The following is a 14639-nucleotide window of genomic DNA, read 5'->3' as shown; positions in this document are numbered from 1 at the left end:
GAAAACTTCCCGCTCCGCAAGCGAGGTGATCCGATGGTCATGGAATTGGTCCGAGGATTATGGACGACCCTTCAGGAGTTCATCCGGACCAACTGGCGAGGCCCGGTGACGTATCCCTACCCGGAAGTGAAGCGGCCCCTGCGGGTGCGCTTTAAGGGGGTGCACGAGCTGCGTCGCTACAGCAATGGGCTGGAACGCTGCATCGGGTGCGCTCTGTGTGCCGCCGCCTGCCCGGCGGACGCCATTTACGTGGAGGCGGGGGAGAACACGGATGAGGAGCGTTACTCCCCAGGTGAGCGGTACGCGAAGGTCTATGAGATCAACCTGTTGCGTTGCATCTTCTGCGGCTACTGTGAGGATGCCTGTCCGACCAATGCGATCGTCCTGACCGATAAGATCCCGCCGGCAGGCTATACGCGGGAGTCCTTTATTGTTACCAAGGCACAGCTGCTGGTGCCGCCCCCGCCGGGCGTGCCGGGCACCCCCCAGCGGACCACGGATCCGGCCTTGCGCACGCGCTCCATCTGGGAGGAGGGGCTGGTGAATGAGCCGGTTTAGGGTCCGAAGCTGCCTGCAAACTTCAGATCGGAGGTTCTCTTGGGCGAGCTGGTCGTATTTTATCTGCTGGCCGGGATCGCCATCGCCACGGCCCTGGCGATGGTGATCACCCGGAATGCGGTGCACAGTGCCCTGTTCCTGGTGCTGAACCTGACCGTGGTGGCGGTTTTCTATCTTCTGTTGGGCGCCCCCTTTGTGGCGATGGTTCAGATCGCCGTTTATGCCGGGGCCGTGATGGTGTTGTTTCTGTTCGTGATCATGATGCTGGGAGCGGAGCGGGTGGAGGGGGCGACCGGCCTCCGCTGGCAGGCCCCGCTGGCGGGGGGTCTGGGAGCCGCGCTGGTCGGAGGAGCGCTGTTCGCTTTTCTGCGGACGTCGGCCAGCCGGACGCCCGCCGGGAACCTTCCCTTCCCCCTGGGGGATCCCGCGACCATTGGAGAGCGGCTGCTAACGACCTATGGACTTCCTTTCGAAATCACGTCGATTCTCCTGCTCATCGCCATGGTAGGCGTAGTGGTGCTGGCCCGGGATTCCCGATCGGAGGGGAAATGATGGTCCCACTGACCCATTATTTGGCCCTTAGCGCCATCCTCTTCGGGATCGGTGCCGTTGGTTTTCTAACTCGCCGGAATGCCTTGATCGTTTTTATGTGCGTGGAGTTGATGTTGAACGCGGCGGGCCTGGCCTTTGTGGCTGCTTCCCGCTACCGTGGCCTCCTGGAAGGGCAGCTGGTCGTCTTCTTTGTATTAACTGTGGCCGCTGCTGAAGTGGCGGTGGGCCTCGCCCTGATGGTCACCATCTTCCGCACCAAGAAGACCACGAACGTGGATGAGCTGAGCAGCTTGCGAGGCTGAAACGACCTAAGCCCGGAGGATATTTCCCGGTGGGTTTAAGCAGGATGCCGGAGGTGCCCTGTTCGACCCTTCTGAGGTTGAACCCGTTGCGAGGAGCCCGGAATGGAAACGCTGTTCGAGTGGTCCTGGCTGATCATCGCTTTCCCACTGCTTGGGTTTCTGATCAACCTGGTTTCCACCGGCCAGACCCGGGAGCGGACGGTGGGGGTGGTGTCCTCGATGGCCGCGGCCGCGTCCTTCGGGATGTCGGTTCTGATCTTTGCGGCCCTGCTGGCCTACCCGCCGGAGGCCCGGCTGGTGGAAGTCCGCCTATACCACTGGGCGATCGTTCCCCCACTGACGGCGGAGGTGGGATTGCGGATCGATCCCCTCTCCACGGCCATGGCGCTGATCGTCACCCTGGTGGGGACGCTGATTCACGTTTACTCCATCGGCTACATGGCGGGCGATCCCTATATCCGTCGCTTCTTCATGTTCCTGAACTTGTTCCTGGCCTCCATGCTCCTCCTGGTCCTGGCTGATAGCTTCCTCGTTCTTTTTGTGGGCTGGGAACTGGTGGGGCTCTGCTCCTATCTCCTGATCGGATTCTGGTTCGAGGTCCCCTATAACGCCTGGGCAGGCCGCAAAGCCTTCATTGTGAACCGCATTGGGGATTTCGGCTTCACCCTGGGCCTGTTGTTGCTCTTCTGGACCTTCGGCACGTTCCGCTATGGGCCGATTTTTGAGGCGGTGGAACACGGGGCGGTGGAGAAGGGGATGATCCCGCTCATCGCCCTGCTTCTGTTTGTGGGGGTGACCGGCAAAAGCGCCCAGATCCCGCTCTACGTCTGGCTGCCTGATGCGATGGCTGGCCCCACGCCGGTCTCCGCGCTGATCCATGCAGCGACCATGGTCACGGCTGGGGTTTACCTGATCGCCCGGGCCCATCCCCTTTTCGCGGCGGCGCCCGTCGTCCAGGGGGTGGTGACGTGGATGGGGGCAGTGACGGCGTTGTGGGCCGCCCTGATTGCCATCGGCCAGTTCGACATCAAGCGGGTGCTGGCCTTCTCCACGATCTCCCAGCTGGGCTACATGGTGGCGGCCGCCGGAGCTGGAGCCGTCGGGGCCGCGATCTTCCATCTGGGCACGCATGCCTTCTTTAAAGCCCTGCTCTTCCTGGGGGCAGGCTCTGTGATCCACGCCCTGGAGCATGCCCATCGCCATTATGGCGTGTCCTCGCCCTTTGACCCCAATGACATGCGCCGGATGGGAGGATTGGCCCGACGGATGCCCCTTACCTTCTGGACGTATGGGATCGGGGCGGCGGCGCTGGCGGGGCTCCCTCCGCTGGCCGGGTTCTGGAGCAAGGATGAGATCCTGGTCTCCCTGAGGGGTATAGGAGGATGGGCGACGTTCGCCTATGGGCTGCTGCTGGCGGCCGCTTTCCTTACGGCGTTCTATATGACCCGCCAAGTGGCGATGGTTTTCGCGGGCGCCCCCCGAAGCCATGCGGCCGCTCATGCCCACGAGAGCCCGTCGGTGATGACCGTGCCCTTGGCGATTCTCGCTTGCTTCTCCGTGGTGGCCGGCTGGATCAATGCCCCGGGGTTAGGGGCCCTCAGCGCCTGGCTGGAGCCCGAGCATCCTCCCGTTTTCCACCCGGAACCGGCGCTGTGGGGCACGCTGATCGCCCTGGCCGGGATCGGGGCGGCGTGGGCGATTTACCGGCCCCAGGCATGGCCGGAGGGGGTAGAGGACCCATTGCGCCCTGTGCTGCGGGGTTTCTTCACGGCGTTGAATCGGAAGCTCTATGTCGATGAGCTCTATGATCTCCTCTTCGTTCGCTCTTTCGAAAGGGTGGCCAGGTGGGTAGCGGAGGTGGTGGAGCCGCATGGGATCGATGGGGTGGTCAACGGTCTGGCCCGCCTGGTGCAATCGGCGGCCGGAAGGGTGCGCCGCTGGAGCAGCGGCTATGTGCGCCAGTATGGCCTCTCGGTGCTGATCGGCGCTGTTCTTCTGGTGTTCTATATTCTCTGGGTGTTGCGATAAGGAGCAGGAACCGATGGCGAGCTTCCCCATCTTGACGTGGATGCTGCTCCTGCCCCTCATGGGGGCCTCTCTGATCATGGGGATTCCCCGGGAGCGTGTGGGGCCCATCCGCTGGGTTGCCCTGGGAACCAGCCTGGGAGTCCTGGCGCTGGGGTTGGGGCTTCTATCCAGGTTCGACCCGGCCCAACCTGGCCCCCAGTTCGTTCACCAGTGGGACTGGGCGCCATCCATCGGGGCGGCTTATCGGGTGGGGGTGGATGGGATCAGCCTGTGGCTGGTGCTGCTCACCGCGCTGATCTTCCCCCTTGCCCTGCTGGCCTCGTGGGCCATCGAGGAGCGGGTGAAGGAATACATGGCGCTGATGCTGTTGTTGGAGACGGGGGTGCTGGGGGTATTCCTCGCCCTGGACCTTCTGCTGTTTTATATCTTCTGGGAATTCACCCTGGTCCCCATGACCCTGCTGATCGGGATCTGGGGCGGCCCACGACGGATCTATGCGGCGATCAAGTTCTTCCTGTATACGATGGCCGGATCTGGGTTCATGCTGGTGGCGATTGTAGCCATGTGGCTTCTCTCGCGCCCGCTCACAGGGACAGGGACCTTCGATCCGGTATGGATGGCCTCGCATTTGAGCCCGCTGCTCTCCCCGGCCGCCCAGCGCTGGTTGTTTCTGGCCTTCGGGCTGGCCTTCGCCATCAAGGTGCCGATGTGGCCTTTCCATTCATGGCTGCCGGATGCCCATGTGGAAGCCCCGACGGCGGGCTCCGTGATCCTGGCCGCCCTCCTGTTGAAGATGGGGGCTTATGGGTTCCTGCGGTTCAGCTTCTCGCTGTTCCCGGTGGCCGCTCGGGAGCTGGCTGTTCCTCTGGCTATCCTTGCGGTGGTGGCGATCCTGTATGGAGCGCTAGCTTCTTATGCCCAAGATGATTTCAAGCGCCTGGTGGCCTTCTCCAGCGTCTCTCATATGGGATTTGTCATGCTAGGGCTCTCGGCGCTGAACCCGTTAGGGGTGCAGGCGGCGCTTCTCCAGATGGTCAACCACGGCCTAAGCACCGGAGGGCTGTTCCTGCTGGTCGGGATGCTATATGAGCGGACCCACACCCGAGATTTCCGGGAGCTGGGCGGGTTGTGGAAGGCCCTTCCGGTATATGGCGGCATTCTCATGGTGGTAGGCCTCTCCTCGATGGGATTGCCTGGGTTGAACGGCTTCGTGGGGGAGTTCCTGATCCTGCTGGGGGCCTTTGGATCCGCAACGCTGGGCCCGGCTGCCCGCGGGTTGACGGCGGCAGCGGCCCTGGGGGTCGTGCTGGCGGCGATTTACATTCTGACGATGCTGATGCGCGTGCTCCATGGCCCGTTGCCGGACCGGTGGCGGGGATTGCCGGATCTGAGCAGCCGGGAGCTGGCGATCATGGCGCCGTTGCTGGCCCTGATCCTGCTGATCGGCCTTTATCCCATGCCGTTCTTCGCCGCGATGCAGGCTTCGATCCGGCAGGGCATGGAGGCTCTCGCTCAGGCAGCGCTTGCCGCGCGTTAATCCTTCAACGATCCCGCTTCCGCATTGGGTGCACCCTCTGGAGAGAAATCAACCGGGAGAACAGGGGCGGATGATGGGATGGCCGTTGCTGCCGACGCTGGTTTTGGCTGCAGGTGCCTTGGGATTGTTGCTCGTTGAGGCGTTCCGGCGTCCGGGATCGGCCGCTGGGATGGCCTGGGGGGCGTTGGGGATCACCGCACTGGCGTTGGGGGTTGTCGCCGCGCTGGCCGGCCGTGGGGAGGTCGAGGGCCCCTATCGGATGGTGCGCTGGGACCCCATGGCCTTCTGGTTGAGCCTGACCATCCTGATCGGTACCGGGCTTGCCATCCTGCTCTCGCGGCATTATCTGGCAGATCGAGGGATCGAGCGGGGGGAGTATTATGTGTTTCTCCTGCTGGCTGCTGCCGGGATGCTGCTGATGGCTGTGGCCACAGATCTGCTGATCTTGTTCCTCGCTCTGGAGTGGCTCTCCTTCCCTTTGTATGTGCTGGCCGGCTTTGCCCGCCCCCAGCTGGAATCCGAGGAGGCGGCCCTGAAGTATTTTCTGCTGGGCGCCTTTGCCTCGGCGTTCCTGGTGTTCGGAATCGCGTTGATTTTCGCCGGGACAGGCTTGACCAATTTGAGCGACCTGGCGGCATGGTGGAAGCGTCCGGATCCGGGGGCGCAACCGCTGGTCTGGATCGGCGGCGCCATGTTGCTGGTGGCCCTGGGATTCAAGGTGGCCGCGGTTCCCTTCCATCTCTGGACCCCCGATGTCTATGAGGGGGCGCCGACGCCGGTCACCGGTTTCATGGCGGCGGCCACCAAGACAGCCGCCGTGGCGGCTCTGATCCGAGTGTTCCTGCTCGGGCTGGGTCCTGCCGTGGCCCTGTGGAGCGGCCCGGTGGCCCTGATGGCGGCGGCGACCATGCTGGTGGGCAACGGGGTCGCTCTGATGCAGTCGAACTTCAAGCGGATGATGGCATACTCCAGCATCGCTCATGCCGGCTATCTGCTCATGGGATTATTGGGAGATCCTGGCCTGGCCGTGCCTGGCGTGATGTTCTATCTCCTGGCTTACACCCTGGCAACTATGGGGGCCTTCGCGGTGGCGGTGGGAATGGTCGGCCCCGAAGGAGAAGATCAATCCTTCCGGGCCTATGCAGGAGTCGCCCGGAGGTCGCCGGGGATGGGCATCGCAATGGCCCTCTTCATGCTGTCCCTCATCGGGGTGCCCCCCACCGCGGGGTTCTTCGCCAAGCTCCTGCTGTTTGCGGCGGCCTGGCAGGCCGGATGGATCGCCCTGGTGATCGTGGGCGTTGTCACAACCGTGATCTCCGCGTATTTCTATCTGCGCGTGGTGGTCGCGATGTGGATGGGTCCGGAGGTGCCGGCGCGCCTTCCGAGGCCCTATCCCTGGGTCCGCCTCTCTGTTTCCCTCGCCGGGGTGGGAACGCTTCTGCTGGGCATTCTATGGCTGATGCTCGGCAGGCTTTCGTTATGAAAACGCGCGCTGCCGCCAAGGAGCCCCTTGGAAAAATTCGCCTGGAGGGGGCGGGATCACTCCTACTCCCACGCCGGGAGGGTCTGATGATCAGATTCGGCCCTGGGGCGCTGGCCTGTTCACCCTCTCGCCCCGCATAGGCACACCCCCCTATTGACAAGGTGGAGAGAAAGGCATATAGTTATACGCAAAATTGATCTTTTCGAAAGACGGTGAACGGGAGGAGTAGGCCTCGGGCCGGCGCCCAGAGAGGCGGGGGAAGGTGGAAGCCCGCTGCGCACGCCGAGGCTGAATGGGCCCGGGAGTCGCCGGACGAACTGGGCGGACCCTGCCCACAGTAGTCCTGGCCGGAGTCGCCACCGTTATCGGGGCGGAGGGGATCGGATGGGAAGCCATCCCGTCCCCGCGAACGAGGGAGGCTGGCCAGCGGCTTTCCCCTTGCCTCACGCGCGGAGGGGATCGAGCCCTTCCATTCAGGAAAGCGCTGACCTGCCTCATGAGGGTGGCACCACGGGGCCACAACGGCGCCCGTCCCTCACAGAGGGACGGGCGCTTTTTTTATAGGCCCGGTGGAGGGGAAGGGAACGGATCAATTGGCTTTGCCTTCTCAAGGGGGGTCGCATGTCAAAAGAAGGCGTTTTCAGGGGCTCCGTGCGGGTGATCCGCTGGACGATGCCTGCCGATCTGTGGACGCCTATCCGCCTGTATCAGGTGCTCTGTCCGCAGGGGCCATCTTTCTTGTTCGAGAGCGTGGAGGGCGGTGCCTACCTGGCCCGATATTCGTTCATTGGCCTCATGCCTCGGGTGATCTACCGGGTGGATGGGGATCGGATGGAGGAGATCGGGCCGCAGGGCGATCGCGTCTATGATCTGCGCCGGCTCCATCCCTTCGCTGTCTGGAGGGAGGCCCTGGCCGCCATGACTCCGGAGGGCGATGCACAACCATGGCCCCGCTTCATCGGCGGGCTGGCCGGTTACCTGGGGTATGAGATGGCCGCCTTCTTCGATCGAGCGCCCCGGGCGCCCCGCATGGACCTGGCGTTCCCGGACGCCGTCTTGATGCAGGTGGAGACCTTGCTGGTCTTCGACCACGTGACCCAGACCCTCTCGCTCTTCAGCCTGGCGAAGCCAGGGGAGGAACGACAGGCAGAAAATCGCCTAACAGAACTTCAGCGGCGCCTGGAGGATCCTCCCCCGCCGGATTCCGCATGCCCTCGTCCAGGGAACGAAGCGGCTTCCTGGCGGGCGCACACGGATGCGGAGCGCTTCGGCGCGATGGTGCGGGCGGCGAAGGAATACATCGCTGCGGGAGATGCTTTTCAAATTGTCCTGGCCCGGCGCTGGAGCCGGCCGATCGGGGTCTCGCCCTTTGCTATCTACCGGGCGTTGCGTCGTCTAAACCCTTCCCCCTACTTGTTTTTCCTCCACCTGCCGGGCCTGGGACGGAACGGCGAGGATCTGACGTTGATTGGCGCATCGCCGGAGATGCTCGTGCGGGTGGAGGAGGGCGAGGCGACGATCCGCCCGATCGCCGGAACGCGCCCCCGGGGTCGAACCGTGGAGGAAGATCAGCGACTGGAAGCTGAGCTCCGGGCGGACCCCAAGGAGCAGGCGGAGCACGTGATGCTGGTGGATCTCGGCCGCAACGACCTCGGGCGGGTCTGCGCTTACGGAACGGTGCGGGTGGAGGCATTCATGGCCGTGGAGCGCTATTCCCACGTGATGCACTTGGTGTCCACGGTCCGCGGGCGGTTGCGCTCCGATTGCGATGCCTTCGATGCCCTGGCCGCCGCCTTCCCTGCGGGAACCGTCTCGGGGGCTCCCAAGGTGCGGGCGATGGAGATCATCGCGGAGCTGGAGGGAGCCGCGCGAGGGCCTTACGCCGGCGGCGTGGGGTATTTCGACCCCCGGGGGAACGCCGACTGGTGCATCACCATCCGCACCGTGATGGTGCAGGGAGACATGGCGATCGTGCAGGCGGGGGCCGGCATCGTGGCCGATTCGATCCCCGAACGGGAGGAGGAGGAAACCCGAAACAAGGCGCGGGCCATGCAGCGAGCTGTTGACGAGGCCCATGAGCCAAAGGGCGGGAGGACGGAGCGATCCTCCGTCGAGGAACTGTAAACAGGTGGATCGGCAGGGAAAGGAGGAGGAAATGCTCCTGGTCATTGATAACTATGACTCGTTCACCTATAACCTGGTTCAGATCCTGGGCCAGTTGCTTCTGGAAATCGGGCGTGCGGACATGCCCCTCCGGGTGATCCGGAACGATGCGATGGATGTCGAGGAGGTGGCCGAGCTGCGCCCTTCTGCGATCGTGATCTCACCGGGTCCGGGGCGCCCGGAGGATGCGGGCGTGACGATCCCGGTGATCCGCGCCCTGAGCGGTCAGGTCCCGATCCTAGGGGTCTGCTTAGGGCATCAGGCAATCGCCGCCGCCTTCGGCGGACGGGTGGTCCGCGCCGGGAGGTTGATGCACGGCAAGGCTTCGCCGATCCTGCACGATGGGCGGGATCTCTTCGCCGGGCTCCCGAATCCCTTTATAGCCGGCCGTTATCATTCCCTGCTGGTCGCGGAGCCGCTCCCCGAGGCCCTGGAGGTGGCCGCTCGCACGCCGGAGGGGGAAATCATGGCCCTCCGGCATCGCACGCATCCCACATTCGGTGTGCAGTTTCATCCGGAGTCCGTCCTCACGCCCGAGGGATTGCGCCTGTTACGGAATTTTCTCGCCATTGGGGGATACGGCGATGTCTCTTGCAGGGATGATGTGGTGGTTGGGCCGTGAGCGATCCGACGAAGCCCAGAAGCGGCCGGATGTCGATCGCAGTTCCGCCAAACATCGGGTTCGCCGGGGAGGTGGAAGATGATCCGGGAGGCGATTGCCAAGCTGGTCAAACAGGAGAACCTGACGGCGGAGGAAGCTCAGGCAGCGATGGAAGCGATTATGACGGGGGAAGCCACCCCGGCTCAGATCGGCGCGTTCCTGATCGCCTTGCGGATGAAGGGGGAAACCATTCCTGAGATCGTCGGATGCGCCCGGGCGATGCGCCGGGCGATGCAGCGGGTGCCCTATGAAGGCCTTGCGGTCGATACGTGTGGCACAGGGGGAGATGGCGCTCGGACCTTTAATCTTTCCACCGCCGCTGCGTTTGTCACGGCGGGGGCCGGTGTGCCGGTGGCCAAACACGGCAATCGCGCGGTCTCCAGCCCCAGCGGCAGCGCGGATCTCCTGGCGGCTCTGGGCGCCGAGCTGACCCTGACCCCACAGCATGCGGCCCGGGCGTTGGAGGAAATCGGATTCGCTTTCCTGTTCGCCCCCGCCTTTCATCCGGCGATGAAACATGCTATCGGCCCCCGCCGGGAGATCGGCGTCCGAACCATCTTCAATATCCTGGGGCCGCTGTGTAATCCGGCGGAGGTACCTTACCAGGTGATGGGCGTGTTCGATCCTCACCTGCTGGAGCCCCTGGCGGAGGTGCTGGGCGCCTTGGGGAGCCGGCATGCGCTGGTGATCTGCGGCGTGGGCAACGTCGATGAGGTGACGCCCTCTGGCCCCACCCGGGTGGCAGAATATGCCAACGGGCAGGTCCGCACCTGGATCTTTGATCCTGTGGATTACGGGATCCCTCGAGCGCCTCTGGAGGCCCTCCGCGGGGCCACTCCGGAGGAGAACGCTCAGCGGTTGCGGGCTCTGTTCCAGGGCCAGGAGAACGGGCCGCTTCGCATCGCGGTCTTGCTCAACGCTGCCTTCGCCTTGCGGGCCGCGGATCAGGTGGAGGATATCCGCGAAGGCCTGGCGCGGGCGGAGCAGGCGTTGGTGAGCGGAAGGGCTCTGGCGGTTCTGGAAGAATACGTCGCATATACCCGAAGGCTCGCCTCGGAGCATTGAGATGTCCGAGCTGGAAAAGATCCTGGCCTGGAAGCGGGAGGAACTGGCCGAGCGGATGCAAAGGCGACCGCTGGCGATCGTGCGGGCGGAGGCGGAAGCGGCCCCGCCCGCACGGGATTTCGCCGCGGTCCTCCTCCGGCACGGGGATCGACCGGCTCTGATCGCGGAGATCAAGCGGGCCTCTCCCTCGCGGGGACCTATTGCCCCGACCGTTGATCCGGTGGCCCTGGCCCGGGTTTACACCCAGGCTGGGGCTTCGGCCCTCTCGGTGCTCACGGATACGCGGTTCTTCCAGGGGGACTTGGCCCACCTGCAGGCGATCCGTCGGGCGTTCCCTGAAGTTCCCATTCTGCGCAAGGACTTTACCCTGGACCCTTATCACGTGTATGAAGCCCGGGCAGCTGGGGCGGATGCGGTGCTCCTGATCGTGGCCGCGCTGGAGCCTGCGCAGCTGATCGATCTGATCGCGCTATCGGCGTCCCTGGGAATGACGGCCCTCGTGGAAGTCCATCGAGAGGAGGAGCTGGAACAGGCTCTGAAAGCCGGGGCCCGGGTGGTCGGGATCAATCATCGCGATCTGCGCACCCTTCAGGTGGATCGAACCGTATCTGCCCGGTTGCGCCCCCGGATCCCCTCCGGGGTCCGGACCGTTGCGGAGAGCGGACTGCGGTCTCCGGAGGATGTGGGGGAGATGGCTGCCCTGGGCTATGATGCCGTGCTGATCGGGGAAGCGCTGGTGGAGGCGGGCGTGAGCCCGAGTGGTTTCGATTTCGAGGCGGTGGCCCGGCGTGTTCGATGGCTGGTCGAAGGAGGAATCGCGCCCTTGCCTTCCTCCGCAAGCCGTTGTCCTGCGAACCGAGGAGGCCGGGGATGGGGTTCGTGAAGATCTGCGGGATCACCGGTCTGGAGGATGCGCAGATGGCCATCGCGGCGGGGGCGGATGCCCTGGGCTTCGTGCTGTATCCGAAAAGCCCCCGTTTCATCTCTCCCGAGCAGGCGGCCGCTATCGCCACGGTCGTCCGTCGCGAAGCCCCCCATATCCGGTTGGTGGGGGTGTTCGTCAACGAACCGATCTCCCGAGTGCGATGGCTGATGGCGCGCATCGGTCTGGATTGGGCCCAGCTCCATGGGGAGGAGACCCCGGAGATCGTGGCCGCCCTGGCCGATCGCGCGTATAAGGTCCTGCGCCTGCGGATCCGGTCTTCCGATGGGATCCCGGTGGATCTCCCGGATCCGGAGCGTTACCGGAGTCAGCTGCCCGACGGGCCGACGCTGGGGGTGGACGCCTGGCATCCGACCGCGTATGGGGGAACCGGTCAGCGGGCGGACTGGGCGGTCGCGGCGGCATGGGCGCGGACCCATCGATTGCTCCTCGGCGGGGGGCTGACCCCCGAGAATGTCGCGGATGCGATTGTCCAGGTCTGTCCGTGGGGGGTGGATGTATCATCCGGCGTGGAACAGGAACCCGGGCGGAAGGATCCCGAGAAAGTGTGGGCCTTTGTCGCCCGCGCCCGCAAGGCTTTTCAGGAGGTGTTCCCCGGTGGCCGTTGACGCGCGGGCTGGATCCCCTTCATTTTCCATTTCGGCGCGGAGGTGAGCGCGGATGGCTGTCGCAGCAAGCGTGCGGATTCCGTGGGTTCCTCCCCCTGTTCAGGAGCGCCGGGGTTATTTCGGGCCTTACGGTGGGCGATATGTTCCGGAGACCCTGATCCCTGCCTTGGAGGAATTGGAGGTGGCATTCCGCGAGGCCGTGGAGGATCCAGAGTTCCAGAGGGAATTTGAAGGCCTTCTGCGCACCTATGTCGGCCGGCCCACCCCCCTGACGGAGGCCCGGCGGCTCGGCGAGACGGTAGGCACGCGGATCTTCCTCAAACGGGAGGACCTGGCGCACACGGGGGCTCATAAGATCAATAACGCCCTGGGCCAGGCCTTGCTGGCGAAGCGCCTGGGCAAGCGGCGGGTGGTGGCGGAGACCGGAGCAGGCCAGCACGGAGTGGCCACGGCCACGGCCTGCGCCCTCCTCGGCCTGGAGTGCGTGATCTACATGGGAACAGCCGATATAGCCCGTCAGCGGCCGAACGTGTTTCGGATGCAATTGCTCGGCGCGGAGGTGCGCCCGGTGGATGTCGGTTCGCGGACACTGAAGGATGCCATCAACGAAGCCATCCGGGACTGGGTGACCAACGTGCGCACTACCCATTATCTATTGGGCTCTGCCACGGGGCCCCATCCGTATCCTCTGATTGTCCGCACCTTTCAATCGGTGATCGGCGTCGAAGCCCGCGCGCAGATGCTGAATCAGTTCGGGCGGCTGCCCGATGTGGCGGTTGCATGCGTGGGCGGGGGGAGCAACGCCATCGGCCTCTTCGCTGCTTTCCTGGAGGATCCGGTGGAGCTGGTGGGGGTGGAAGCGGGCGGGGAGGGGATCCCCACGGGCCGCCATGCCGCCCGCTTCGCCGACGGCGAGCGGGGCCGTGTAGGTGTTCTCCACGGGGCTCGCACCTACGTGTTGCAGGATCCATGGGGGCAGATCTTGGATACCCACTCGATCTCCGCCGGCCTGGATTACCCAGCGGTGGGCCCCGAGCATGCCTGGTTGCGGGATCGAAATCGGGTCCGTTACACGGCGGTCACCGATGCGGAGGCGCTGGACGCCTTTCAGGCGCTGGCGCGGCTGGAGGGGATCCTCCCGGCCCTGGAATCCGCCCATGCGGTGGCTGAGGCCATGCGCCTCGCCCGGGCACGGCCGGGCCTCTGGATCCTGGTGAACCTCTCCGGGCGGGGGGATAAGGACCTGGAGACGGTGGCGAGGACACTGGGAGAGGGGGAGGCGATGGGGAAGCCCGAGCGCTCGGGGTGAAGCCCGCAAAGGGGAGGGACGAACATGAGCGGAATCGAAGCGGTGCGGGAAGCGTTCTGCCGGGCCCAGGCGCAGGGACGTCCAGCACTGATCTTTTACTGGCCGGTAGGCTACCCGGACCTTGAGGCCTCGATTCAGATCGTGGCCGCCCTGGCGGAGGCCGGTGCCGATCTCATCGAGCTGGGCCTGCCGTTCTCCGACCCCCTGGCCGATGGCCCGGTGATCCAGCGGGCCACACAGCGCGCGCTGGAGCGCGGGGTGCGCACCCCCCACGTCTTGGAGGCGGCCGCCCGGCTGCGAGCTATGGGGGTCCGACGGCCCCTGTGCTTGATGACTTATATCAACCCGGTCATGGCTTGGGGGATCCCACGTTTCCTCGCGGAGGCGATTCAGGCAGGAATCCATGGGCTGATCGTGCCGGATCTCCCGCTGGAGGAGGCGGAGGAGCTCCAGGTCGCGGCCGGCGCGCTGGGTCTGGCCTGGGTGCCCCTGGCGGCGCCCACCACGCCGGATGAGCGGCTGGCCCGGCTCGCGGCGACCGCCACGGGCTTCCTCTACCTGGTTTCCGTGACGGGGATCACGGGGGCGCGGGATCGTTTGCCGGTCGATGTGGTCACTCATCTGCGGCGGGCTCGCCGGGCTGCGAACGGCGTGCCGGTTGCCCTGGGCTTCGGGATCTCTCGACCGGAGCACGTCCGGGCGCTGGCCCCGGAGGCCGATGGCCTGATTATCGGCAGCGCCCTGCTCCAGCTTGGGGAAGCCTCCGGCTTTGATGAGGAAGCCCTCTCAGCGTTTGTGCGGACGCTCCGCGAGGCGATCTCGATTTCCGGCCTATCCGTTCGAGATGCATTTCTCCCGTGACCCCGGGAAGGTCAGGAGGAGCTTGGGCTTTTCCCTCTCCCCGTCCAGAGCCCGGCAGCCCCTGCCCTGTTTCGAATCCCAGCCATCCCCGCCGCCGGCAAAAGAAGGCCAGCCCCGCGCTGACTCCGGCCATCATGAGGAGCGCCATCGGATACCCTATGGCCATTCCAGCTCCGGCATATACCGGAAGTTCATCCCGTCGATCCCGGCGATAAGGGCGTTCGCCATCAGGATGATCGAGGCGATAGTCAGGACCTTCACGATCTCGTTCAACCGGTTGGACTGGATGGAGAGATAGCTCTCCAGAGCACCGGAGAGCATGTCCCGGTACAGATCGATACGCTCCGTCCATCGCACCAAACGGTCACATAGATCCTGAAGAAAAGACCACGAAATAATGATCTGGGTAAACATCCAGCTTTGGCCGCTCCCAGTCCCGGAAGGCCTCCTCCAGCGCCTCCCGAAGCCGTTCTCGATCGGTCTCCTCCGGCGGACAAAGATCCAGCCAGAGGAACCCATCGGCCTGCGCGATGGCCCTCCGGAGCGATTCCGGCGTCACCGGATCCATT

At 64.9% G+C, this 14639-nt stretch carries 15 protein-coding genes; 13 read left to right on the top strand and 2 right to left on the bottom strand.

Annotation, left to right across the window (positions count from 1 at the left end; all coding sequences use genetic code 11):
• Positions 1–33: 33 nt before the first annotated feature.
• The 13 genes from nuoI to trpA all read left to right on the top strand — a co-directional run bounded on the left by nuoI (position 34) and on the right by trpA (position 14070).
• Positions 34–558, top strand: coding sequence for an NADH-quinone oxidoreductase subunit NuoI (gene nuoI / locus ACFMO3_RS05050; protein ID WP_376789344.1), 525 nt, complete (start codon positions 34–36; stop codon positions 556–558).
• A gap of 39 nt (positions 559–597) precedes the next feature.
• On the top strand, positions 598–1110 hold the full coding sequence (locus ACFMO3_RS05045; protein WP_376789343.1) for an NADH-quinone oxidoreductase subunit J: 513 nt from the start codon (positions 598–600) through the stop codon (positions 1108–1110).
• The gene (nuoK, locus tag ACFMO3_RS05040) at positions 1110–1412 is read left to right on the top strand and encodes an NADH-quinone oxidoreductase subunit NuoK (RefSeq protein WP_376789403.1); all 303 of its coding nucleotides are present in this window, start codon (positions 1110–1112) and stop codon (positions 1410–1412) included. The genes ACFMO3_RS05045 and nuoK overlap by 1 nt, the downstream gene beginning before the upstream one ends.
• Positions 1413–1514: 102 nt before the next feature.
• Positions 1515–3440 (top strand): NADH-quinone oxidoreductase subunit L, encoded by a 1926-nt coding sequence (nuoL, locus tag ACFMO3_RS05035; protein ID WP_376789342.1) that lies wholly within the window; start codon positions 1515–1517, stop codon positions 3438–3440.
• A gap of 13 nt (positions 3441–3453) precedes the next feature.
• Positions 3454–4977, top strand: a complete 1524-nt coding sequence (locus tag ACFMO3_RS05030) for a NuoM family protein (protein WP_376789341.1) — start codon at positions 3454–3456, stop codon at positions 4975–4977.
• Positions 4978–5047: 70 nt separating this feature from the next.
• Positions 5048–6460: an NADH-quinone oxidoreductase subunit N gene (locus ACFMO3_RS05025; RefSeq protein WP_376789340.1), complete on the top strand. Its 1413-nt coding sequence runs from the start codon at positions 5048–5050 to the stop codon at positions 6458–6460.
• Between the two features lie 621 nt (positions 6461–7081).
• Entirely contained in the window at positions 7082–8584 is a 1503-nt protein-coding gene (gene trpE, locus ACFMO3_RS05020) for an anthranilate synthase component I (RefSeq protein WP_376789339.1), read from the top strand.
• 31 nt (positions 8585–8615) lie between these two features.
• Positions 8616–9245, top strand: coding sequence for an anthranilate synthase component II (locus ACFMO3_RS05015; protein ID WP_376789338.1), 630 nt, complete (start codon positions 8616–8618; stop codon positions 9243–9245).
• A 78-nt stretch (positions 9246–9323) separates the two neighbouring features.
• A complete protein-coding gene (gene trpD / locus ACFMO3_RS05010) occupies positions 9324–10349 on the top strand; it encodes an anthranilate phosphoribosyltransferase (RefSeq protein WP_376789337.1) in 1026 nt (341 codons plus the stop codon).
• A 1-nt stretch (position 10350) separates the two neighbouring features.
• The gene (trpC, locus tag ACFMO3_RS05005) at positions 10351–11232 is read left to right on the top strand and encodes an indole-3-glycerol phosphate synthase TrpC (protein ID WP_376789336.1); all 882 of its coding nucleotides are present in this window, start codon (positions 10351–10353) and stop codon (positions 11230–11232) included.
• Positions 11220–11900, top strand: a complete 681-nt coding sequence (locus ACFMO3_RS05000) for an N-(5'-phosphoribosyl)anthranilate isomerase (RefSeq protein ID WP_376789335.1) — start codon at positions 11220–11222, stop codon at positions 11898–11900. Before trpC ends, ACFMO3_RS05000 begins: the two co-directional genes overlap by 13 nt.
• Positions 11901–11952: 52 nt before the next feature.
• Positions 11953–13209 (top strand): tryptophan synthase subunit beta, encoded by a 1257-nt coding sequence (gene trpB / locus ACFMO3_RS04995; protein WP_376789334.1) that lies wholly within the window; start codon positions 11953–11955, stop codon positions 13207–13209.
• A gap of 24 nt (positions 13210–13233) precedes the next feature.
• Entirely contained in the window at positions 13234–14070 is an 837-nt protein-coding gene (gene trpA / locus ACFMO3_RS04990) for a tryptophan synthase subunit alpha (RefSeq protein WP_376789333.1), read from the top strand.
• A 156-nt stretch (positions 14071–14226) separates the two neighbouring features.
• On the opposite strand, the gene ACFMO3_RS04985 is transcribed toward trpA, so the two are convergent.
• Both ACFMO3_RS04985 and ACFMO3_RS04980 read right to left on the bottom strand, forming a co-directional pair.
• Positions 14227–14427 carry a CorA family divalent cation transporter gene (locus ACFMO3_RS04985; protein ID WP_376789402.1) on the bottom strand — a complete coding sequence of 67 codons (201 nt, stop codon included), beginning with the start codon at positions 14425–14427 and terminating at the stop codon, positions 14227–14229.
• A gap of 7 nt (positions 14428–14434) precedes the next feature.
• Positions 14435–14638, bottom strand: coding sequence for a hypothetical protein (locus ACFMO3_RS04980; RefSeq protein ID WP_376789332.1), 204 nt, complete (start codon positions 14636–14638; stop codon positions 14435–14437).
• Between the last annotated feature and the right edge of the window lies 1 nt (position 14639).

The sequence above is a fragment of the Thermoflexus sp. genome (assembly GCF_042408815.1).
In the GTDB taxonomy this organism is placed as follows: domain Bacteria; phylum Chloroflexota; class Anaerolineae; order Thermoflexales; family Thermoflexaceae; genus Thermoflexus.
This window is presented reverse-complemented; position numbering and strand designations above follow the sequence as displayed.